Here is a 21,274-nt window from a genome sequence, read left to right on the forward strand (position 1 = left end):
CCGGTTTGTTTCCCTGGCTGATTCATTTTCCCAATAAAAGAGGGCCGCTTGTTGCGGCCCTCTTGCATCACGGGTTAGCCGATCACTCGGTGCGCGCCTTGAGATAACCGGCGTAATCCGGGATCTGTACGCTGAACGCTTGCCGCATATGGGGGCTGTCCATGATGAAGTCGGCGGTCGCTTCGTTGGTGGCGACCGGGATGTTCCAGACCGCCGCAAGGCGCAGCAGCGCCTTCACGTCCGGATCGTGCGGCACGGCATTGAGGGGATCCCAGAAGAAGATCAGCACATCGATCTTCCCTTCGGCGATCAGGGCGCCGAGCTGCTGGTCGCCCCCCATGGGGCCGGAGAAGAGGCAGGTGATGGGCAGTTGTGCCTTCTTGCCGAGCATGGTGCCGGTGGTGCCGGTCGCATAGAGATGGTGGAGCTTGAGCTCCTCCTTGCGGCGCATCACCCAGTTCAGCAGAGGGGTCTTCATGTTGTCGTGAGCCACCAGTGCCACCCGTTTGTGGGGCGCCATCTCGCGTGCAATCTGTTCCATGGAAATCGTCCGTAGCATTGTTATTGGTAGAGAGCCGTATCCTAATCGAAAGCGGCGCCCGTTGCCTTGCCGGGCGCCGTAACTGTGATCACTTCGACTGTTCAATCCACTGCTTGTTCTTCTGCTCCAGCACCGAGATGGGCAGCATGCCGTATTCCAGCACATGGTGGTGGAACGCCTTGAGGTCAAAGCCTCCGCCCAGTGCCTGCTCGGCCGACTCCCGCATCCGGATCAGCGCCAGCTGGCCCGCCTTGTAGGAGGTCGCCTGGCCAGTGTAGGCCATGTAGCGCGGTACCTCGGAGCTGATGTCCCCAGCACCCAATGCCGAGTTCTCCTTCATGTAGTTGACGGCCTGATCGTGGCTCCAGCCATACCAGTGGATACCGGTATCCACTACCAGCCGCATCGCCCTGAGCATCTCCTCGTTGAGGCGGCCAAAGTATTGCAACTGGTTGTTGAAGGCGGATGATCCCTCGACCTTCACGTCTCCCACCGCCGGATCATAGAGGCCCCGTCCCTGATAGAGCCCCATGTCGTGATCCGCCAGGTACTCGGTGTAGAGCGCCCAGCCCTCCGCATAGGCGGTGTAGGAGGCGTTAGCCACGTACTGCGGGAAGTCGGGATCCTTGGCGGCCAGCTCCTGGGCGATGGTGATCTGGAAGTGGTGACCCGGCGCCGCCTCGTGGGCCAGCAGGGTGCTGATATTCCAGCTCTGCAGACCATAGGGGTAGTATGTGTTGAGGAAGAACTGCCCCTTGCGGCCGGTCTGCGGGTTGCCGTCCTGATACCAGGCCACTCCGCCGTATGGCGCATCTTCATAGGAGACGGGCACCACCTCGTAATCCAGTTTGGGAATGGTACGTTCGGCATCGAAGAAGTCTGGCAGCACCAGTGCTGCTTTGCTCTTGAAGACGTTGTACTCCTGCAGTGCCCGCTCGTGTTCGGCCAGCGCCTGCTGCTGTGGCCTGCTCAACGTCGCCCCGGCTGCATTGTCCGGGTTGAGGCCGGCGGACCAGACCTCTAGCGGGTTCTGATAGAAGAAGGCCGGCTCGTTCAGATAGCGGAAGAAGGCGTAGATCTGGCCGCTCTGCTTGCTCTGGCTCACGTCGTCGCTGTCACACTTGCCGACGGAATGGCATACCTTGACCATGGCAGCGAAGATCCGCTCTACCTCGCTCAATCCCAGCTCATGTACCTGCTCGGGTGTCATATTGGTGGTGGTGTGCTTCTTCAGCAGCCAGCGATACCAGTCTCGCCCGTTGGTCATGCCACAGAAACCGTCGTCACACTCGCCACTACCCAAGCGCACTGCATAGGCGCCGCCATGCTGGTAATCCAGATAGTCGCGCAGCGCCAGATAACGGCTGTTGATGCTGTCCAACACGGCTTTGTAGTCTGCTCGCAGTGTGGCATCGGCATCCCCCGGCAACTGCTGCCAGCCGAGGTAGGAGCCGGCGATCGCCTCCCCATCCAGCTTGCTGTTGAGCTGGGCCAGCAGCCGGTCTACCAGCTCATCAGGCAAGGTGTTGCCCTGAACACTGGCCAGCTCGAACTGGTGTTTCACCTCGGCAAGATAGACATCATAGGCCTTGAGCCAGGTGAGGTGTTCCTGATACCAGGCCAGCTGGGTCATTGTTGTCTTTGCTCGAGTTGCCATTGCAAGTGCCGGAGCTGTGTCTGTGCGGTCGAGATCCCGTCGCCATGCGCCATCACCCGGCGTGACCCTGTCGGTCGAGCTGTGCTCGAAATAGTCGAAGTCACCGCTGACGGTGCGAGCCGCTTTGCCGCTGGCAGGGGCTGCTCCGACGTCATCTGCCAGATCCACCACGCGGTTGCGGAAGTGATGGATCGGGATCTGGGATTGGGGTAAATCGTATCCTTCAAGATTGATCTGCAAGTCCCAGCGGATCATGTCGTAGAACAGCCGATCCCGCTCACTTAGCACCGTAGGATCCAGAGCATTCAGTCGTTGGATCAGTGAACTGTCGAGTGCTTTGCGCTTGGCGATGCTGGTGGCATCGATGGCAAAACCGTAGGGGTCGAGCGACTGGCTCTCGCGCAGGGCTTCATCCATGGTCTGCATCAGGGATGCTTTGGTGGCTGCGGGATCTGCAGGTGCGTTCGAGCTGTTGTCATTGCAGGCGGCAAGAGACAGTGCAATGGCGCAGGCTAGCGCGAGCTTGTTGGGTAGGAAGTGCATGATGTAGTCCTTTCACATGTTGTTATTGTATGTCCCTGTGAGGGGCCCCAATAGTGCAACTCCCAAGCGTCTGTTTTTGCGATCTGAATAGCAAAAATACGCTTATTTTTCATGCTGATAAGTGGCGTGAAAAGCTATGCAGCCAGACATTAAAAAACCCGCCTGAGCGGGTTTTTTAACCGTTTTTTCATGCCATAACTATTCAGGATGAACCATGGTGCAGTTGCGACTGCTGGTAGTTCTCCAGCCCGATGCGATCGATAAGATCGAGCTGGGTCTCCAGCCAGTCCACATGCTCCTCCTCATCCTCCAGGATCTCCTGGAACAGGTCGCGGCTGATGTAGTCCTGCACCGACTCGGCATAGGCGATGGCTACCTTGAGGTCGGGGATGGCATCCATCTCCAGCGAGAGGTCGCAGCGCAGCATCTCTTCCACCGTTTCACCGATACGCAGCTTGCCCAGATCCTGCAAATTGGGCAGCCCTTCGAGAAACAGCACGCGCTTGACCAGCTCGTCGGCGTGTTTCATCTCATCGATGGACTCGTGATACTCCTTGTGCCCGAGCGCCTTGAGGCCCCAGTCATCGTAGATGCGGGCGTGCAGGAAGTATTGGTTGATGGCAATCAGCTCATTGGCCAGCACCTTGTTGAGGTGGGCAATGATCTTGGGATCTCCTTTCATCGACAGTGCTCCTTGGTTCGTGCCTGAGGCTCCGATCGTTAGAGCTTAGTCCAGAAAAGTGACAATAAGAGGTCTGGCGAGCCAGCTCGCCTGAGAAAAGGGGTGACCCTGTTGGCGGGTCGCATCAGAAAAGAGGTGTCCGGATCAGGCCACTTCGTAGTAGAGCACGGGTTGCTCCTGCTCCATCCTGTCGAGTTCGGCGGCGATGATCTCCATGGTCATGCGCACGCATTTGCCACACTGGGCGCCCACCTCGAGCGACTGCTTGAGCTGGCGGAATTCGCTTTTACCTGACTGCACCGCTTTGCGGATCTGGGTATCTGTGATGCCGCGGCACAAACAGACGTACATGATGGTCACCTCTTGTGGAATGAGATGAAATCTAAATGAGAATGGTTCGTAGTGCAAATAACCATTGGTAATAAGATCCCCTGCTTGCCACTGTGCAACCCCTTGGGGACAATGCTGGCAACCAGAGGAGATCACCATGCTCAAGAAACTGTTCAGCGCCCTGTTCGGGGGCGAGCCGACCAAGGCGCCGGAAGTCACTCCCACCGAATATGCCGGCTATCTCATCTATCCGGAACCCATGGCCGAAGGTAGCCAGTATCGGCTGGCGGGCCGCATCACCAAGGAGCTGGACGGCGTGCTGCAAACCCATCGTTTCATCCGCTCCGATCTGTTTGCCAATCCGGCCGATGCCGAGCGTTTCATGGTGCAGAAGGCCCACACCTTTATCGATCAGATGGGAGATCGCATGTTCGAGCCCCGCAAACCGGCTGACAACCAGAGCTCATGACACCACAAGAGGTCACCCTGCTGCGCGAGGCGCTGGCCCGCGCCGGTGAGCGGCGCATGATCTGGCTGGAGGGGGAGGAGGCCGACTGCATTGCCCGCGCCCAATCCCTGCTCGGTGAGACCGTCTTCTGGCTGGGTGCCGGGCCCGAGTGTTATGCCCCTCAACCCGCTGCCAAGGCGCTGCAGCGGCTCGGCCAGGAGTGCGACACGCTGGTGTTCAATGCCTTTAGCGGCTTTCATCCCGACGCCTTCGGGGCGCTGGCAGGTACTCTATGCGCCGGTGGCTTGCTGTTGCTGCTGACCCCGCCCAGAGTAGAGTGGCCTTCATGGCCGGATCCTGACCGGATTCGGCTGGTGGCCCAGCCGGAGGAGGCGGGCCGGGCCGGGCACGGCTTTATCGCCCGACTGGTGCGGTTGCTGGAAGGTGAGCCAGCCCTCTCTCTGGAGCCGCCGGTTTGCTCGCAGCCGTGGCAACCGCTTGGGCCCGAACGCAGGCTGAGCCGCGATCAGACACGGGCACTGCCCGCCATCCACAAGGTGTTGCACGGCCATCGCCGCCGTCCGCTGGTGCTGAGCGCCGACCGCGGCCGAGGCAAGAGTGCGCTGCTGGGGCTGGCTGCCGCCGAGCTGCTGCGCCAGCAACCCTCGCTGAACATAGTGGTGACGGCCCCCTCGCAGGCGACGGTGGCGACCCTGTTTGCCCACGCCGCTCGCGGGCTAGATACTACGCCGGAACAGCGGACCGGACTGAGCTACTGCTCGCCGGATCGGCTGGTGCACGAGGCGATGAATCCCGATCTGCTGCTGGTGGATGAAGCGGCCGCCATTCCGACCCCGTTGCTCGAGGCCATGCTGGCCCGCCACAGCCGCATCGTGTTTGCCACCACCGAGCATGGTTACGAGGGGACGGGGCGCGGTTTTCACCTGCGCTTCAAGCGGGTGCTTGATAGCCAGACCCCGGAATGGCAGGAGATCCACCTCTCTGAGCCCATTCGCTGGAGTGAGCGTGATCCGCTGGAGCCGCTGATTTTCCGCCTGCTCGGCCTCAATGCCGAAGTGGCAACTCCCTTGCTGCCGACCAGCCCGAGCTGGCGTCTGGTCAATCAGGAGGCGCTGGCGAGCGATGAGTCGCAGCTCAACCAGCTGTTCGGCCTGCTGGTGCTGGCTCACTACCAGACTACGCCGAGCGATCTCAGATCCCTGCTGGAGAGCCCGGATCTCGATATCCATCTGCTGGAGCAGGACGAGAGCCTGCTGGGTGTGGCGCTGGTGGCGCGTGAAGGGGAGATAGAGCCCGAACTGGCCGAGGCGATCTGGGCCGGGCGTCGCCGTCCGCGCGGCCATCTGCTGCCCCAGTCGTTGCTGGCCCACGCCGGTTTCAAAACGGCGGGGGGGCGCAGCTACGCCCGGGTGATGCGTATCGCCATCCATCCCGAGCTGCACCGGCACGGTCTGGGGTCGCTGCTGCTTGGCAGGCTTGAAGAACATTATCGTCAGGCGGGGATCGATTACCTTGGCTCGGCTTTTTCGGCCAGCGCCGACCTGCTCCCCTTCTGGCGCAAGGCAGGACTGACGGTGCTGCGCATCGGCCTGCAGCGGGATGCCGCCAGCGGCTGCCACGCAGCCCTGCTGCTCAAAGTGCTGAAACCCGAACATGAGATCGAGTTGAATCAATGGCAGCAGCGTTTCATTCGCCAGTTGCCGACCCTGCTGGCGGGTGAGTTGAGCTTGTTGGAGCCCGAGCTGGTATGGCAATGTCTGCAAGGCAGGACCGTCACCGCAGCGGAGCTTGACGAGTTCGAGCGCGATGAGGTTGAGTGCTTTGCCCTGCATCACAAGCCGTTTGAACTGAGCCAATCCAGCCTGCAGTTGTGGTTGGCGCGCAATCTGGCTGTGCTTGGTTCACTGACTCCTGAAGAGCGTTATCTGCTGATCGCAGCCATCTGGCAATATGCCGACTGGGGAAGACTGGCTGCGAGGTTGCAACTGGCGGGCAAGCCCGCCGTGATCAAGAGTTTGCGGGCACTGCTGGCGCGTCTCCTGACCTCCCCTACCACTCGATAGGTTTGCCCTGCCAGTCGAGAAAGCTCAGCTCGCCATCCGGTTGCAGCCGGTTCATCAGGTTAATCAGATGGTCGGCTACCAGCTCGGGACTCTGCACATTTCCTGGCGGTACATTGGCGTGAAACGGGCGGGAGAGTTGGGTATCCACGGTGCCGGGATGGAAGGCCAGCAATTTTACGCCTGGGGCCCGCCTGGCCAGCTCGATGGCGGCACACTTGAGCAGCATGTTGAGGGCGGCCTTGGATGCGCGATAGCCATACCAGCCGCCCGCTCGGTTGTCGCCAATGCTGCCGACCCGAGCGCTGAGAACGGCCAGAGTGCAAGGCTCGCGGCCAAACAGCGGTAACAACTGGCTGATCCAGCGCAGCGGCAGCAGGGCGTTGGTCTGGTAGAGACGGGTCATGGCATCCAGATTGATTGCTTCGAGCCGCTTCTCTGGCTGGATCTCCCCCTGATGCAGTATGCCGTTGCAGATCACCACCCTGTGCGGTCTCGGTGCCAACTCCGCGATGCGCGCCACCACTTCTGTCATCTGCTCATCACTGTAATCACAACATAGCCAGTGCAGACCCGGCGATGAGAGGCCAGCAGGTGCGGGCTGACGGCTGATGGCAATCACTGGCCCGCCCCCCGCCGCCAACCAGTGTGTTACCAGAGCCGCACCGATACCGCCAGAAGCGCCAATCACGACGATACCTTCAATCATCTCAGGCTCCTTGTGAGTACATGATGGATTTCACCATCTGCCAATGTTGTCCTGAGTGGCAGATACGAGCCCGCCAGCCTGCGGGATCAAGCGGTTAACGCTGCAATCTTGCCGAGATCCGAGCCGCTGGGTGAATTCCATTCCTATACTGATGGAAAACCGCAGCGGTCTGCTGCCCGCGCAACCAGAATGAGAGTCACCATGATGTCCAAAGATGGGGAAGAGCGTAAATCTATCCTGACCGAAAGTGGCACCAATGAGCTTGAGATCATCGAGTTTCACCTCAAGAAGCAGCTACCGGACGGCCGTGAAAAAACCGCTTATTACGGGATCAACGTCGCCAAGGTGCGCGAGGTGATCCGGGTGCCGGAGACCACAGATTACCCCAATGCCCAGCGCCATATGGTGGGGGTATTCTCCCTGCGGGATCGCCTCATCCCGCTGGTGGATCTGGCGGGCTGGCTCGGCATCAAGACCAACCCTGACCCCAGCCACAAGGTGGTGATCGTCACTGACTTCAACAAGATGGCTAACGGCTTCCTGATCGACAGTGTCAGCAGGATCCACCGGGTCTCCTGGGAGGATGTGGAGTCCCCCAGCCAGTTTCTGGAGGCGGGGGAGAACGACTGCGTGGTGGCCGTGGTCAGGCGTGATGGCAACCTCATCATGATCCTCGATTTCGAGAAGATCATCGCCGATATCAACCCCGAGCTCAGCATGGAGAAGTACGACGTCACCCAGGATCGCAAGGTGCTCATCGACGATCGCATGATGGCGCTGCGACAGGGCAAAACCATTCTGGTGGTGGATGACTCGGCCTTTATCCGCAAGATGATCGAGACCACCCTGCGCACCGCTGGCTACAACGTGATTACGGCCAAGGACGGGGGAGAGGGGTTGGAGATGATGACGGATTTCGATCGTCTGGCCCAGGAGGAGAGAATGCCGGTGACCGGCTTCGTCAATGCGGTGATCACCGATGTGGAGATGCCGCGCATGGATGGCATGCACCTGCTCAAGCGGCTGCGGGACACCCCCTCCTACAAGGAGATGCCCATCGTGATGTTCTCCTCTCTGATGAGCGATGACAACCGCCAGAAAGCGCTACAACTGGGGGCCAATGATACCATCACCAAGCCCGAGATAGGGCGCATGGTGGGGATGATGGACCATATGCTGCTGGGGATCGCCCCGCCTTCGCCAGCCAACAACATCTGACCTGCCGTTAACTTCCAATTAGCCGGTCGAATCCACTGACCGGTGCCTCAAGCGGCCACTCCTTGCCAAGGAGTGGCCGCGCTGTTTTGGCTGTTTGCTGCGATCCCGACGCCCCTTGTCTCCTGGATATGATTTATGTAATGATAATTATTATCATTTGTTGGTGTGAAGCATATGACAGCAACCTGGGTGAAGGGGTGGGTCGAGTCGACCGAAGGTGGCAGCAGCATGAGTCACTGGAAACAGCAGACCAGAGAGGGCAACCGGCTGTTTGACTGCGGCGAGTATCATCAGGCGTTGGCCCATTATCAGCAGGCGCTCTGGCTGGCTCGTCAGCAATTGGTGCAGTGGCACGACGCGGATGAGGCGGTGGCTGCGCTGGTTGTGGCTCACCACAATCTGGCGGATCTGCTGGTGGCCATGACTCTGCCCGATCGCGCCGCCGACCTGCTCTGCTATGTGCACGACTGCCTGCTGGCGACCTGTCACTCCCCCGCTTGCTCCTCTCGCCTGCGAGAGGCTGCTTTGCGCCATACCCGCACAACCCGTGCCGAGTTGCTGACGTTCGTACAGCGCCACGGCAGCCACGCCGGGATCATGCGTTCGCTCGGTCACTGCCTGTGTCAGAGTGAGCCCTCATCCCGGCTCCATTAATCCGAACAGAGGTCATCATGAGCCATACCCTGCCAGCCCTGAACTATGCCTACGACGCACTGGAACCCCATATCGATGCCTTGACCATGGAGATCCACCATAGCCGTCATCACCAGACCTATATCAACAACCTCAACGCCGCACTGGAAGGAGCGCCCGAGCTGGCCGCACTGCCGGTTGAGGAGTTGCTGCGCCGCTTCGATACCCTGCCTGCCACCTTGCAGGGGGCGGTACGCAACCATGGCGGCGGCCATGCCAATCACTCCCTGTTCTGGCTGGTGATGAGCCCGCAGGGGGGCGGTGAGCCGGGTGGTGAGCTGGCTCTGGCCATCGAGCGGGAATTGGGGGGATTCGATGCCTTCAAGCAGGCTTTCACTCAGGCGGCTCTGAGCCGCTTTGGCAGTGGCTGGGCCTGGCTGGTGGTGGACAAGGCGGGCAGATTGCAGGTGGAGAGCAGTGCCAATCAGGATAGCCCCCTGATGCATGGCCATACCCCGATCCTGGGGCTGGATGTGTGGGAGCACGCCTACTATCTCAAGTACCAGAACAAGCGTCCTGACTATATCGCTGCCTTCTATCAGGTGGTGGATTGGGCCGAAGTGGCCCGCCGTTATCAGGCGGCGCGAGGCTGATTTGGCCGCTGGGAATGGGTGTACAGGCTCACCGCCACAACCTGCGCTGTAATAACAAGACCCGCCAGTTGGCGGGTCATCTGTTTATGGTGCGGCTGTGCTGGCGCTGGCGGCTGAAGGGGCCACCGGCAATGTGGGCAAGGCCGCGCTGGGTGTCTTGGCGGTGGTTTCTACCGCGGATTTGGCGGGAGTGACCGGCTCAGTCGTTGCCGCAGCGGATAAAGCTAGCGTGACTTGTTCAGTCACGGCCGAGGAAGATGGAGTCGCCGACTCGGTGGCAACCGCGGCAGATACTGCCGCTTGCTTGGCCTCATCCACCGCCGGTTTGGGCTGTTTGAGGCAGGGTTGCAGGCTGCCGATGGTACTTAGTGACTGGCAAGGCACAGGCAGGCCGATGGGGACTGGTGCCCCGAGGAACTTGGGTCCCTTGTCCAGCACATAGAGGTCGAGCAGCCCCATCAGGCGGGCAAAGACTTCCCGCACCCGGGTGCGGATCCCCTGATAGGCGCTGGGATCCTCGGCATTAAAGCCGACCGCATCGATACCGAAATGGCGGGCGATGAAAATGGCCCGCTCGTTATGAAAGCCCTGGGAGACCACGGTAAAGCGCTCTTGGCCGAACACCTCTTTGGCGCGAACCACTGAGTCGAGGGTGCGGAATCCGGCGAAATCCATATAGATGGCGGAGGCGGGGATGCCCGCCTTGATCAGGGCGCGGCGCATCTGGCGCGGCTCGTTGTACTGCACGGTGGCGTTGTCACCGGAGACGATGATGAAGTCCACCTTGGCATTGTTGTAGAGCTCGGCCGCCGCCTTGATGCGGTATTTGAAGTAGTGGTTGGGGCCGCCACCGGAGAGATATTTGGAGGTACCCAGCACCACCGCAACCCGGTTGTAGGGCACCTTGTCCACCTGATCGTAGGTGTAGTGACGGGCATCCGAGACGATCCACTCGCTGTAGCCCAGCAGCATGGCAATCAGGGCCAGCAGCAAAACGAGGCAGGCGAGGAGGATCTTGGCAAACTTCTTCATGCGCGGTGCGGTCAGGGTCTGAAGTTGGGAGTGGCTATCGGCATTCTATTACAACTCGCCGCTGGCGTCAGGCTTGATAACGGGCGGGCATCTCATTCGGGCAGAGGTTGTCGCAGCAGAGGTCGGGAAAGCGGGAGGATAAAGCGAGGGGCTGCGGTGGCAGCCCCTCTGGTCGGTGAAGGTCTATCAGTGGGCGGAGTCGTTACCCTTGCAGGCGTCTGACTCCTTGTTGGCTTGCCACCAGGGCAGCAGATCCCGGGCGAGCCACGCCTGATAGGCATCGCTGTCGTTGGCGATCAGCCGGTCCAGCTCCCCTTCGAAGTCGCTCATCGCCTGCTGCCGATCCGGATTGCGCAGCGCCTGTGCCAGCGCCAGCCAGCTGGCGCCGCGACCGGTATCGTTGAGGAAGCGGTGCACGGTATAGGACCAGGAGTAGACCATCTCGCCACCCTGGTCGTAGTCAAGGTGGAGGATCGCCGCCAGTGTCGGACGCTGGTTGGCGGGGCGGTTTGCCACGTTATCCAGACCACGGGCAAAGCACTGGCCGTGGGCGATGTACTCTGCAATCCCCTCTGCCCACCAGGTAGTGCGGTTGAGCGGATAGTGGCCGAAGCTGCCGTACTGGTTAAAGCGGCCGTCGAGATAGTGAACGTACTCGTGGCGCAGGTTCCACACCTGGAAGGCAGGGCGTTTCCACTCCGCCTCATAGGCGAAGAAGCGGGCCTGATTGCCGGGGCGAGCCGGATCCCCCTCGATATAGATGCCGCCATTGTCAGTGGAGACACCAAACAGCGCGCTGCCGTAGCGGCCCCAGTCGGCGGAAGAGTTGAAGATCACCAGCTCCAGCGCTTCGTTGTGATCATCGGCCACCGGTTGCCAGCCAGTCTCCATCTGCTGGTGGAAGCGCAGCTCTTCATCACCCAGCTCGCGGCAGATCCCTTCGGCCTGAGCCTGGGTCAGATCCTGGGCGCGCAGACGCAGGGTGGGCGAGCAGGTGTGCTCGAACGGCAGAATATCTTCCATGCGGATCGGGGTACAAAGCCCGGCAAACTCGCCGCTGACACAAGCCTCGCTGGTGCGATCCGTGTAGGTGAGGTAGTAGCTGGAGAGGGTCAGGGAGACCTCTTCCAGCATGGCAGCCGGATGTTGGCCGCCCGGGATCAGCCCCTGCTGGCGCATGATGGCGATGACATCGCGATCCAGCTGCTGGCGATAGGCGATCGCCTTATCCGGGCTGGTGTGATGGAGGTAGCGCATCATCTGGTAGAGGCGGCTGTGGGCATCGAGGATGTTGTTGAAGATAAACAGATCCCGTGAGCCGTCGCGCTGTTTCCAGAGGGCCAGCTCGCTCAGGCCCAGTTGCAGCAGGCTCTGGCGCAATGCCGCCTCCTGCTGCAGCACAGCTGCGCTGAAGTCTGCCTGCTGACCGTAAGAGGCGCTCTGATCGACCAGATTGAGCAGCTCGAACAGGCCATCGGCCCAGGGTTTGTGGCCATTGATCTGTGCCGCATGTTGCACCGCATAGCCGAGCGCCTGGTTGAGCTGGGCCAGCATGGGGGCGGCACTCTGGCGGAAGGCGGCTTGCCCAAGTTGCCCTTGCGCTGCCACGCTCCAGGCTTCCAGCACTGTGCCAGCCTGATCCTGCGGTTCAGCTCCCAGCAGCAATGGGTGGTTGAGCAGATCAATCATCACCCCGGCCAGTGCCCGGGCGACCTGATCACTCTCCTTGCCAACGCCGCCGTGGTAGTTGTGGGCGCGCACATAGTAGAGCAGCTTGTCCATTGCCGGATGGGTCGGTTGGTTGGCCGCCAGCAGGGCACGCATGCCGCGCACCACCGCCATCAGCTTGGCGTCATCGTGGCCGTAATCCGCCTGCCAGGCAGGACTGTTCTGGCCGCTCACGTCGGCCACCAGTTTGGCGGCATCGCTGTCGAGCAGATCCACATCGGGCTGCTCGGGCTCGGAGCAGAGACGACCGTTGGCGCGGCGGCATTCCAGCTGCTCCTCCTTGCTGGCCAGCACGATGGGGCGATTGAGCACCCGGCTCTCCTGCCACTCTTTGCTCTCTGGCAGGGGTTGCCACTCGCCGCCGGCGACCGGGTATTGGTAGCCGCTATCTTGCAACGTTACCTGAACCTCGCTGCCAGCGGGGATCACCTGACGGCAGATGCGATAGCGGATGGTGTTGCTCCCCTCCTTGCGCTCCTGTGGCTCATCACACTCTTGCTGAGGCGTGAGCTGATCCAGCTGCCACTGATAACGGCGCCAGACATGGATCTCGCTGACCTGAGCGGCTGCCTGACTGCCTGCCACCGGTTGCAGACGGAAAAAGATCTGCTCCAACCGGCCATCCCGCTCGCTCGGGGTCTCTTCAAGTACCTGCAACTGCTGCCAATCCTGCGGCTGATAGTGCCACTCCGACTCTGCGCAGCGGCCTTGTGCGTTGAGTTCGCAGCGATCCAGCTCCCTTTCGCTCTGGCCCAGGATTATGGCTTGCGGCAGCGGCAGACGATCTTGGCGCTGGGCGGTCGGCGTGCCCGCCAGCTGCTCCCAGCGACCCTGCTTGAGGCCATAACCAAAGTCATAACTGCTGGCGGGAATGAGCTTGCCCGCCGGAATCCGATCTTCACAGCGCACGAAGCGGATCTGCCAGCCCGCATCTACCTTGAGCTGCGGCTCGCCACAATGTTGCTCGGCCAGTGCGGCGAGATCGCTGCTCTGCCAGTCGAAGCGACGGTAGACCCTGAGCTGCTGGTAAGGAGTATTGCTGCTGCGCGCCTTGAGCTCGTAGGTGATCTCGGTGATGCGAGCGGCCAGTTGCCGGCTCGATTCGCCAGTCAGCTGATACTGTCGCCAGTCATTGGGGGAGTAGTTGGCTTGCGCCGAGGATGTAGCCAAAAGCAGGGGGCCTGCCAGCAGCATCCACCCGGTACCTGAACGGTTCATTTTTATCCCTTTGTTCTCGTTTGTGTATTGTCTTGCGAGTAATCGCAAGGCAATTTACAGAGACTCAAAGGAATATCAATTGTTTTTTAAATGACATATAAATCAATGATATATCGTTGATTTATATGCTTGCTGTTTTTGAACTCCTGCTGCCGTAGTGAGGGCTCACATGCGACTTTATTGGCGAAGTTGTTAGTTGTGTAAAGTGCGTGTCAGATCTCATTTAATCAACACGAGACATGCAGCAAATGACCAGGAAAAGCGAGATGTCCCTGTGGCTTAAGCCACATTATCTGGGCGCATGATGACTGGTGACTCAATCAGCAAAGCCAGCTATTTGTTCGTGAGGAGGCGGGATGAAAAGATATTGGCCGCCTGTATGGGTAGCACAGGCGACCTGATAAGAGTTGCTTTCAACACCACCTGCTCATCTGTTTCGCGCCAATTTCAGCGTCACTACAGATGAATCATCAGAGATAGCTGACGGTCACGATCGCCATGTTGCTAGCATTGGTCACTTTGTAGCTGATCGTGCTGCTAATTGAGCTGATTTGACCGGCTTGCTGCAAGTTAGCCAAAGGCATGGTTTGCTTGTTCATGCCTGAATAGCAGGTCACGCTGCTGTCAGAAAAATCACATGGAGATTCATAGATAGTGCCAGTAAACGTCACTGAGCCATCAGCCGCAGAAGCTGTGGATGGCAACAAGGCGGTACCAAGCAGCAAGGAGGTGCATACAGAGAAAACTGTCTTGCGAACTAAACGGGAGGCGGTGTGTTGAGCTTTCATATCTATGTCCTTTTCGTCACAGGTGTTGTACGAAAAGGGCAACGCAATCAAAGAGTAATGCCATAAATCGGCAATAACATCACTCTTCTCAGATGGCAGCTCCGCTGTCTTAGGTATCAAAACCCTTAGACCGGTGGCTTTGCGTCCCGACCTTTCGATCGGTTTGCCCTTTACTCTATGTCTAGATGATAACACTCCACTTTGAGAAATCAATCGGCTTAAAAATCATGAGAGATGGATCACAGTTAGTCTGCATAATTAATAACGTATATTTATTTTTTATCTCAAATCTTGCCTGTGAATATTGCGGGCAAGCCTCTATATTAGCGCGTCATATCTATGATTAATATGTAATGTAGTAGATGTATATTTATGTGTGGGCTGCCAATGATTTGATTACCTGATTACCTGATTACCTGATTACCTGATTACCTGATTACCTGATTACCTGATTACCTGATTACCTGATTACCTGATTACCTGATTACCTGATTACCTGATTACCTCTTTAGGGGGCGATTTATGAAGTGGTTGATAACTACTGTCAAAAATAGATAGATTATCTTTGTTGTGTTCTTGTTGAAATTTTGTGTGCGACTTTGAATTCACAGTCTGACAATATTGCAATAGATGTCCTTTATATGAACTTTATTTATTTCATGATATCGCTTTATGTTTCACTGTTGGTTTAAGTCATTGTTTTTAATGTGTTTATAAAAAAATTTATACAAATCAAAATGTATTTGATGTGCATCAAACGAGTCGTTAATTTGTTCGTCAAGCAAAAGCGGAATGCGGCTTTCTGCACAGACGACGACGTATGGTGTAGCGGGAACTACCCCGGATGCTGTGTGTTGCTTTTGCTTATTTAAATAAACCTGAAGAGGCACAGTTTATTATTGGCATGACCTCTCATCGGCTTAATGAGAGACGAGCGCCAACAGTTGCTGTGCAGTATATCGCGGCATCACTTAATATCGTGACTCCAGCATGATTGGAGTGATGCAGTACAACACACGTTAATGTAGGTATAAACGAATGAAAGCTAATAAGATTCTGGTTGCTATGGGTGTTGGTTCCATGCTGCTGTGCGGCTCCGCTTTTGCTGCTGGTGGTGCCGGTTCCGGTAAAGTCACTTTTAACGGTGAAATCATCAACGCTCCTTGCTCTGTAGCCCCTGAGTCTGTTGACCAGGTAGTTGAAATGGGCCAGATCAGCACCAAAGAGCTGGCCAACGGTGGTGAGTCCAACTCCAAGCCGTTCAGCATCAAGCTGCTGAACTGTGAAATCTCCGACGCCGAAGATGCTGTCAAGGTGACTTTCAGCGGTGCCAAAGACCCGGTAGATTCCAGCCTGCTGGTGATCGGTGGTGGTGACGCCGCTGGTGCCGGTATCAAGATGACCGCTCCGGGTGGTGCTCCGATCGTGCTGGGTACTCCGACTTCAGCCTTTACCCTGGTTAATGGTGATAACGAACTGCCGTTCAGCGCCGTGCTGAAAGGCTATGCAAAACAAGACACCAACCCGCTGAAAGCCGGTGCTTTCACTGCAGTGACCAACTTTACTCTCTCCTACGAGTAATAGAGTGCCTTAACGTGTGACAAGGGTTGTGGTGGTGCGAGCCACCACAACTTCACACATTCTGTTTCCTCACATCGAACCCTAATCATGAAAACTTCAATGATGGCGGCCATGGTGCTGCAACTGGTGATGATGGCGGGATCAGTCCACGCCAACGAACTCACGGATGGACTAGCCGAATCGGGCTGTACGCTGAAGGTGCTGCGCAGCATTCCGCTGCAGGCTCAGCAACCGGGTACGTTGAAAATCAGCGGTTGTCAGGTTGACGGGGCGACGGTGGCATCACTGCCTTTTATTTCCATGTCCGTGCGTGGTGCCATGAGCGATGAGCTGGGCATTCTCAATAACGGCCAATATCACAAGGTATCCGGTGAGCGCTTTATTGTCTCGGATATCGTCAACAGTGATCTGGAATTCAATTTGGGGCTCATCAGCAGTCAGCTGTTTTTTCCGGACAGTACGACGCTGTTAGAACTCAATTATATGTAAGCAAACCAATTGCTTAGTGTAGATACCTCATTACGTGAGACCTTTATGCAATTCCTAGAGTGAAAATATGAGCGTTTCAACATCAGACTCTGTGAGAAAAAAACATTATTCAAAAATGGCTTTTATGCTATGCGTGCCCGGCCTGATGGCGGTGGCAAATCACGCATGGGCAGAAACGGAGTTTAATATTGATGCGCTCGATCTGGATGAGCGGACCAAGATCGACCTCTCCCAGTTTGCCGACGAAGGCTACATCCTGCCCGGCGACTACTACCTCGAGATCGAGGTCAACAAGAACAAGCTGCCCCTGCAGAAAATCCCTTTCTACGAGAGCGATACTGGCAAGGGAAAGGGTGGGGTAGCCTGCCTGCCGCAAGACGTGATCCCCAAGCTGGCGCTGACCGACGAGGCCATCGCCAAGATCGATACTTGGCACGATGGTCAGTGTGCCAACCTGTTGGCGCTGGACGGCGTAGTGATCTCGAACGATATCGGTAACGGCTTGCTGCGCATTGCCATCCCTCAGGCGTGGATGAAGTACAGCGATCCCAACTGGATTCCGCCCGAGCAATGGGATGAAGGGATCCCGGGGATGATGCTGGATTACAACATCAATGCCCAGGTCAACGAAGGCGATGGTTACTCCAATCACAACATCAGCAGCTATGGTACGCTGGGGTTCAACTACGGCGCCTGGCGTCTGCGGGGTGACTATCAGGCCAGCTCTTACTGGGGTGATAATGAGCGGACGTCGACCGAGCTGAACCGTATCTATGCCTATCGTCCGCTGCCGAACATGGCCGCCAAGCTGACAGTAGGTGAGCAGCAGCTCAACTCCCAGTTAATCGATGGTTTCCGCTATACCGGCGTCAACCTGGCCAATGACGAGCGCATGCTGCCGCCTAGTCTGCAGGGTTATGCGCCGGAAGTGAGCGGTATTGCCAAGACCAACGCCAAGGTCACTATTTCCCAGTCCGGCCGGATCATCTATGAAACCAACGTGCCGGCGGGCCCGTTTCGCATCCAGGGGCTGGACAGCTCGGTGCGCGGCCGCCTTGATGTGCGGGTAGAGGAGCAAGATGGCAGTGTCAATTCGTTCCAGGTAGACACGGCAACCGTTCCCTACCTGACTCGCCCTGGCTATGTCCGATACAACCTGGCGGTTGGTGCACCTTCCGAACAGACGGATTCGGTGCACGATGTGCACGGCCCTGCCTTTGTGACCGGTGATTTCTCTTGGGGGGTGGCGAACTCCTGGTCGCTGTACGGCGGCAGCCTGATTGCGGGTGAATACAACTCCATGGGATTGGGTATCGGTCGTGATCTCTATACCTTCGGCGCTATTTCCGCCGACCTGACCCAGTCCATCGCCAAGTTGCCGGGCCTGTCGACCAAGATTGGCCAGTCGGTACGGGTGAACTACGCCAAGCAGTTTGATGAATACAACAGCTCGATCACCTTCGCGGGTTATCGCTTCTCCCAACATGACTTCATGACCATGTCGCAGTTCCTCAATAACAAGGATCGGTTGGAGAACAACACTACGACCTCGAATGATGACTACAACACCTGGGGTGACAAGGAGCTCTACACCATCACCGCCAACAAGACCTTCTGGGCGGAGGATGCAGCCAAGGCGCTGACTGTTTATCTGGACTACACCCACCGAACCTACTGGGATCACGAGGCAGAGGATCGCTACGGCCTCACTATCAACAAGAACGTGAACATCGGCAGCTTCAAGGATGTTTCCGTCTATGTGTCGGCCTACAAGACCAAGACCGAGAACTACGAGGATGACAAGAGCGTCATGTTGACCCTCAGCGTGCCAATAGGGGACAGAAAGAGCGCGGGATACAGCGTACAGTCCTCCAACGGCAAGGTGACTCACCTGGCCACCTATCAGGACTACAGTCGACCGGATGATACCTATCAGTTGGGGGCGGGCGTGCAGAGCAATGGCCACGCCGTGGCGCGGGGTTACTACAACCACAACAGCGACATCGGAGCGGTCAGTCTCAATGCCTACAGCGTGCAGAGCGAATACACCTCGGTTGGTGCCAGCCTGCGTGGCGGTCTGACGGCGACCCAGCACGGTGCAGCCCTGCACCAGGCGACTCGTCGTGGCGGTACCCGTATGATGGTGGATACCGACAATACCTCCGGCATCTCTTTCAACAATGGCCGCGCCGTGACCAACCGCTTTGGCGTCGCGGTGATCAGCGACATGACCGACTATCGCAAGAGCGACACCCGGGTCGATGTGGATCAGCTGAGCGACGACATCGATGCGATGAATGCCATCAAGCAGGGGACCCTGACCGAGGGCGCAATTGGGTATAATGCTTTCGAAATTGCGGAAGGGTTCAAGCTGCTGGCCAATGTCAGACTACCCGATGGCTCAGTGCCGCCGTTTGGTGCCACCGTCGTCAAGGATTCCGGCCGTGTGCTCTCGGTGGTGGATGAAGATGGCCTGGTCTATCTGACCGGGGTGAAACCGAATGAAGCGTTTGAACTCTCCTGGGGCGGGGCCCGCCAGTGCAAGATAGTGGCACCGCAACAAGTAACCGATCTGTCGATGAAGACTCTCACTTGCAAGTAATGGGATACCGATGAAAAAGCTGCTTTCTTATATCTGTCTGGCTGCGCTTGGCATGACCTCACTCAACGTCAGTGCCGCCATTGTGCTGGATCGTACTCGTGCCGTTTATCCGGGCGGCGCAAAGTCCATCAGCCTCAACATCAAGAACGAGAACCAGAAGCTGCCCTACCTGGCGCAGGCCTGGATTGAAGATGCCCAAGGCCAGAAAATCTCTTCTCCCTTCGTGGTGCTGCCGCCGGTACAGCGGGTGGATGCCAACCAGAAGTCCATCGTGCGCATTGCCAGTGTGCCGGCCGTTGACAGCTTGCCCAAGGATCGCGAGTCCATCTACTACTTCAACCTGCGCGAGATCCCGCCCAAGAGCGAGAAGAGCAACGTGATGCAGATTGCCGTGCAGTCCAAGATCAAGCTGTTCTACCGCCCCGAGGCCATTCTGCCCGAGCGTGGGGCAGTCTGGCAGGATCAGGTGCTGATCACCAAGCAGGGCAAAGCCCTCAAGGTCAACAACCCGACCCCTTACTACATCACCTACGTGGGCCTAGGTCATCCGCAGGGCAAGGAGCGGAGCACTATCAAGGGTTTCTCCGCCTTTATGGTTTCTCCCAAGTCAGAGCTGACGGTCACTATCCCGGAACCCCTGGGCAATGAATTTGTGATCAGCTATGTCAATGACTACGGCGGATATATGGATATCAAATACCAGTGCACAGGCAATGCCTGTAAAGCCGTGAAGAGCGAGTAAGCCTTATGCTACGTTCCATCTTCTGTTCAAGTCTTATGCTGTTGGCAGGAACGGCATTGGCAAATGGCTATGTGACGCCTAACCCAACCCATAATTACTATATATCGTTGGACAAGGCTGACATTCAAAACAGACCTGGTTTTACTACCAAGGCATTTGAGTGGAATTTGAGAGGGCAATACTCAGGTATCGTTACCTGCCCAGATAGAAGCATTCCGCAATCTCCAGTGTACTATAAAGCAACAATGACGGATGGCTTGCCTCAAGTTGGTGATGGTTTTGTAAAACTGAATGACTTTTTGGATATGAAAGTCGAAATTTGGATAGCCGGTTGGAAGAAAAAATTTGTTACAGCCCCATTTCCGAATGAAAGTAACGATTTCCCAAATTACTCTTGTACTAAAGGGAAAGAGACAAGAATAAATAATTTCGAAAGTGGTAGCCGTGGAAAGGTAACTTTTCGCGTGAGAAAACAAATAATTAATGGTGTGCAAATATCAGATCGTCAAGTTGTAGAGATGTATGGTCGTCTAGGGGCTACAACTACAGACTTTAATAGTTTGCCAATGTCTAGAATTACGATTACATCTGCAATTTTATATGTACCAGAAGAATGTGTAATCAATGGCGGGCAAACTATCGAAGTCGAGTTTGGCGATTTACCTGGAACAGGACTGGATGGTAATAATTTTGAAAGAGCTGTGCCACTAACTTTCCAATGTAAGGGGGGCGCGTTTGAAGGTGATGCATTGAAAATAAACCTTGGTATCTCAGGACGACCAGCCTCATTCAGCCAGGATTATTTGAGAACAACCAGTGACAGCTATACGGGTAACAAGGTTATTCCCGATTTGGGAATAAAATTCAAGCAGCTGGATGGTTCACCGTTGCAGTTAAACAAATTCTATCCGGTTTCCATGCAGGGCAATATCGGTGATTGGGGCTTTATCGCTGCACCGGTAACCCCGACAGGTGCAGATATTCCGGCGGGCGATTTCTATGCGACAGCCACCATCGTTGCCGAGTTCCAGTGAGGAGTTGTCATATGTTGCGGACATTGTGGATAGGTTTGGCGCTTTGCCCGGTGCTGGCCGTGACGGCGGCCCCTCGTGCTGGCGATGATCTGGAGTTGCTGGGCAATACAGTCAATCTCCATGGCCGGATCATCGACCAACCCTGTGTGGTTTCCCCTGAATCCCTTGATCAGGAGGTCGCGATGGGGGTAGTTGATGTGAAGGAACTCTATGCCAACGGAGTTGCGGAGCTAGTGCCGTTCTCCATTCGTCTGACCAATTGCAAGCCGGGTATTTTCCGCATGGCCAAGGTGACCTTTACTGGCTCGCAGGATCCCGAACTAAGCGGCGGATTGGCATTCACGGCTGGGATTGCCAGGGGGGCAGGCATCCGCCTGTATGACGTGGCTCAATCACCTCTGAATTTGGGTAGTGCCTCCCGCGGCTATCTGCTAGGTGGTGCGGCAGATAATGAGCTTCAATTTTTTGCCAGGGTTGAAGGACATCCTGCTGCATTGACCGCCAAAAACATCCAGCCTGGCGACTATTCTGCCGTCGCCAATTTCATCGTTGCTTATGAATAAAC

General features: G+C 57.1%; 19 protein-coding genes and 1 riboswitch. Of the genes, 11 read left to right on the forward strand and 8 right to left on the reverse strand.

Annotated features, from left to right (window positions below; all coding sequences use genetic code 11):
- Positions 1–82 precede the first annotated feature (82 nt).
- The 4 genes from ACB042_RS17475 to ACB042_RS17490 form a co-directional block, all read right to left on the reverse strand.
- Positions 83–541 carry a methylglyoxal synthase gene (locus tag ACB042_RS17475; protein WP_005363178.1) on the reverse strand — a complete coding sequence of 153 codons (459 nt, stop codon included), beginning with the start codon at positions 539–541 and terminating at the stop codon, positions 83–85.
- An 88-nt stretch (positions 542–629) separates the two neighbouring features.
- Complete coding sequence (locus ACB042_RS17480) at positions 630–2,741, reverse strand: DUF885 family protein (RefSeq protein ID WP_157161903.1); 2,112 nt, start codon at positions 2,739–2,741, stop codon at positions 630–632.
- Positions 2,742–2,943: 202 nt separating this feature from the next.
- Positions 2,944–3,423, reverse strand: coding sequence for a bacterioferritin (gene bfr, locus ACB042_RS17485; protein ID WP_005335967.1), 480 nt, complete (start codon positions 3,421–3,423; stop codon positions 2,944–2,946).
- Between the two features lie 144 nt (positions 3,424–3,567).
- Complete coding sequence (locus ACB042_RS17490; RefSeq protein ID WP_042081881.1) at positions 3,568–3,774, reverse strand: bacterioferritin-associated ferredoxin; 207 nt, start codon at positions 3,772–3,774, stop codon at positions 3,568–3,570.
- 136 nt (positions 3,775–3,910) lie between these two features.
- On the opposite strand from ACB042_RS17490, the gene ACB042_RS17495 reads away from it, so the two are divergent.
- Together ACB042_RS17495 and ACB042_RS17500 are read left to right on the forward strand one after the other, a co-directional pair.
- A complete protein-coding gene (locus ACB042_RS17495; protein WP_371178814.1) occupies positions 3,911–4,222 on the forward strand; it encodes an HlyU family transcriptional regulator in 312 nt (103 codons plus the stop codon).
- Positions 4,219–6,285, forward strand: a complete 2,067-nt coding sequence (locus tag ACB042_RS17500) for a tRNA(Met) cytidine acetyltransferase TmcA (RefSeq protein ID WP_371178815.1) — start codon at positions 4,219–4,221, stop codon at positions 6,283–6,285. Before ACB042_RS17495 ends, ACB042_RS17500 begins: the two co-directional genes overlap by 4 nt.
- On the opposite strand, the gene ACB042_RS17505 is transcribed toward ACB042_RS17500, so the two are convergent.
- Positions 6,272–6,991: an SDR family NAD(P)-dependent oxidoreductase gene (locus ACB042_RS17505; protein ID WP_371178816.1), complete on the reverse strand. Its 720-nt coding sequence runs from the start codon at positions 6,989–6,991 to the stop codon at positions 6,272–6,274. The genes ACB042_RS17500 and ACB042_RS17505 overlap by 14 nt on opposite strands.
- A gap of 201 nt (positions 6,992–7,192) precedes the next feature.
- Here ACB042_RS17505 and ACB042_RS17510 point away from each other — a divergent pair, with 201 nt between their 5' ends.
- The 3 genes from ACB042_RS17510 to ACB042_RS17520 all read left to right on the forward strand — a co-directional run bounded on the left by ACB042_RS17510 (position 7,193) and on the right by ACB042_RS17520 (position 9,495).
- A complete protein-coding gene (locus ACB042_RS17510) occupies positions 7,193–8,209 on the forward strand; it encodes a chemotaxis protein (RefSeq protein WP_005335957.1) in 1,017 nt (338 codons plus the stop codon).
- Between the two features lie 174 nt (positions 8,210–8,383).
- Positions 8,384–8,863, forward strand: a complete 480-nt coding sequence (locus tag ACB042_RS17515; protein ID WP_005354955.1) for a hypothetical protein — start codon at positions 8,384–8,386, stop codon at positions 8,861–8,863.
- Positions 8,864–8,880: 17 nt separating this feature from the next.
- Complete coding sequence (locus ACB042_RS17520; RefSeq protein WP_042053672.1) at positions 8,881–9,495, forward strand: superoxide dismutase; 615 nt, start codon at positions 8,881–8,883, stop codon at positions 9,493–9,495.
- Between the two features lie 84 nt (positions 9,496–9,579).
- Here ACB042_RS17520 and ACB042_RS17525 read toward each other — a convergent pair whose 3' ends face one another.
- The 3 genes from ACB042_RS17525 to ACB042_RS17535 form a co-directional block, all read right to left on the reverse strand.
- The gene (locus tag ACB042_RS17525) at positions 9,580–10,527 is read right to left on the reverse strand and encodes a vancomycin high temperature exclusion protein (RefSeq protein WP_179903093.1); all 948 of its coding nucleotides are present in this window, start codon (positions 10,525–10,527) and stop codon (positions 9,580–9,582) included.
- Positions 10,528–10,713: 186 nt separating this feature from the next.
- Positions 10,714–13,473, reverse strand: coding sequence for a collagenase (locus ACB042_RS17530; RefSeq protein ID WP_201908194.1), 2,760 nt, complete (start codon positions 13,471–13,473; stop codon positions 10,714–10,716).
- A gap of 470 nt (positions 13,474–13,943) precedes the next feature.
- Complete coding sequence (locus ACB042_RS17535; protein ID WP_144713949.1) at positions 13,944–14,261, reverse strand: fimbrial protein; 318 nt, start codon at positions 14,259–14,261, stop codon at positions 13,944–13,946.
- Positions 14,262–14,352: 91 nt separating this feature from the next.
- Positions 14,353–14,439, reverse strand: a riboswitch (cyclic di-GMP riboswitch).
- An 860-nt stretch (positions 14,440–15,299) separates the two neighbouring features.
- On the opposite strand from ACB042_RS17535, the gene ACB042_RS17540 reads away from it, so the two are divergent.
- The 6 genes from ACB042_RS17540 (at position 15,300) to ACB042_RS17565 (ending at position 21,272) form a co-directional block, all read left to right on the forward strand.
- The gene (locus tag ACB042_RS17540) at positions 15,300–15,842 is read left to right on the forward strand and encodes a fimbrial protein (protein ID WP_026034942.1); all 543 of its coding nucleotides are present in this window, start codon (positions 15,300–15,302) and stop codon (positions 15,840–15,842) included.
- Between the two features lie 99 nt (positions 15,843–15,941).
- Positions 15,942–16,331, forward strand: a complete 390-nt coding sequence (locus ACB042_RS17545) for a hypothetical protein (protein ID WP_019445468.1) — start codon at positions 15,942–15,944, stop codon at positions 16,329–16,331.
- 67 nt (positions 16,332–16,398) lie between these two features.
- Entirely contained in the window at positions 16,399–18,933 is a 2,535-nt protein-coding gene (locus ACB042_RS17550) for a fimbria/pilus outer membrane usher protein (RefSeq protein WP_371178817.1), read from the forward strand.
- Between the two features lie 10 nt (positions 18,934–18,943).
- The gene (locus ACB042_RS17555; RefSeq protein ID WP_144713953.1) at positions 18,944–19,675 is read left to right on the forward strand and encodes a molecular chaperone; all 732 of its coding nucleotides are present in this window, start codon (positions 18,944–18,946) and stop codon (positions 19,673–19,675) included.
- Between the two features lie 5 nt (positions 19,676–19,680).
- The gene (locus tag ACB042_RS17560; protein ID WP_139741654.1) at positions 19,681–20,709 is read left to right on the forward strand and encodes a fimbrial protein; all 1,029 of its coding nucleotides are present in this window, start codon (positions 19,681–19,683) and stop codon (positions 20,707–20,709) included.
- 11 nt (positions 20,710–20,720) lie between these two features.
- A complete protein-coding gene (locus tag ACB042_RS17565; RefSeq protein ID WP_139741655.1) occupies positions 20,721–21,272 on the forward strand; it encodes a fimbrial protein in 552 nt (183 codons plus the stop codon).
- Positions 21,273–21,274: the final 2 nt, after the last annotated feature.

It is taken from the genome of Aeromonas sp. S13(2024) (genome assembly GCF_041402405.1).
GTDB classification, from domain to species: Bacteria; Pseudomonadota; Gammaproteobacteria; order Enterobacterales; family Aeromonadaceae; genus Aeromonas; species Aeromonas veronii.

Coding starts and splice junctions, on each gene's coding strand:
- ACB042_RS17475 (WP_005363178.1), bottom strand. CDS start 541: ATGGAACAGATTGCACGCGAGATGGCGCCCCACAAACGGGTGGCACTG.
- ACB042_RS17480 (WP_157161903.1), bottom strand. CDS start 2,741: ATGCACTTCCTACCCAACAAGCTCGCGCTAGCCTGCGCCATTGCACTG.
- bfr (WP_005335967.1), bottom strand. CDS start 3,423: ATGAAAGGAGATCCCAAGATCATTGCCCACCTCAACAAGGTGCTGGCC.
- ACB042_RS17490 (WP_042081881.1), bottom strand. CDS start 3,774: ATGTACGTCTGTTTGTGCCGCGGCATCACAGATACCCAGATCCGCAAA.
- ACB042_RS17495 (WP_371178814.1), top strand. CDS start 3,911: ATGCTCAAGAAACTGTTCAGCGCCCTGTTCGGGGGCGAGCCGACCAAG.
- ACB042_RS17500 (WP_371178815.1), top strand. CDS start 4,219: ATGACACCACAAGAGGTCACCCTGCTGCGCGAGGCGCTGGCCCGCGCC.
- ACB042_RS17505 (WP_371178816.1), bottom strand. CDS start 6,991: ATGATTGAAGGTATCGTCGTGATTGGCGCTTCTGGCGGTATCGGTGCG.
- ACB042_RS17510 (WP_005335957.1), top strand. CDS start 7,193: ATGATGTCCAAAGATGGGGAAGAGCGTAAATCTATCCTGACCGAAAGT.
- ACB042_RS17515 (WP_005354955.1), top strand. CDS start 8,384: ATGACAGCAACCTGGGTGAAGGGGTGGGTCGAGTCGACCGAAGGTGGC.
- ACB042_RS17520 (WP_042053672.1), top strand. CDS start 8,881: ATGAGCCATACCCTGCCAGCCCTGAACTATGCCTACGACGCACTGGAA.
- ACB042_RS17525 (WP_179903093.1), bottom strand. CDS start 10,527: ATGAAGAAGTTTGCCAAGATCCTCCTCGCCTGCCTCGTTTTGCTGCTG.
- ACB042_RS17530 (WP_201908194.1), bottom strand. CDS start 13,473: ATGAACCGTTCAGGTACCGGGTGGATGCTGCTGGCAGGCCCCCTGCTT.
- ACB042_RS17535 (WP_144713949.1), bottom strand. CDS start 14,261: ATGAAAGCTCAACACACCGCCTCCCGTTTAGTTCGCAAGACAGTTTTC.
- ACB042_RS17540 (WP_026034942.1), top strand. CDS start 15,300: ATGAAAGCTAATAAGATTCTGGTTGCTATGGGTGTTGGTTCCATGCTG.
- ACB042_RS17545 (WP_019445468.1), top strand. CDS start 15,942: ATGATGGCGGCCATGGTGCTGCAACTGGTGATGATGGCGGGATCAGTC.
- ACB042_RS17550 (WP_371178817.1), top strand. CDS start 16,399: ATGAGCGTTTCAACATCAGACTCTGTGAGAAAAAAACATTATTCAAAA.
- ACB042_RS17555 (WP_144713953.1), top strand. CDS start 18,944: ATGAAAAAGCTGCTTTCTTATATCTGTCTGGCTGCGCTTGGCATGACC.
- ACB042_RS17560 (WP_139741654.1), top strand. CDS start 19,681: ATGCTACGTTCCATCTTCTGTTCAAGTCTTATGCTGTTGGCAGGAACG.
- ACB042_RS17565 (WP_139741655.1), top strand. CDS start 20,721: ATGTTGCGGACATTGTGGATAGGTTTGGCGCTTTGCCCGGTGCTGGCC.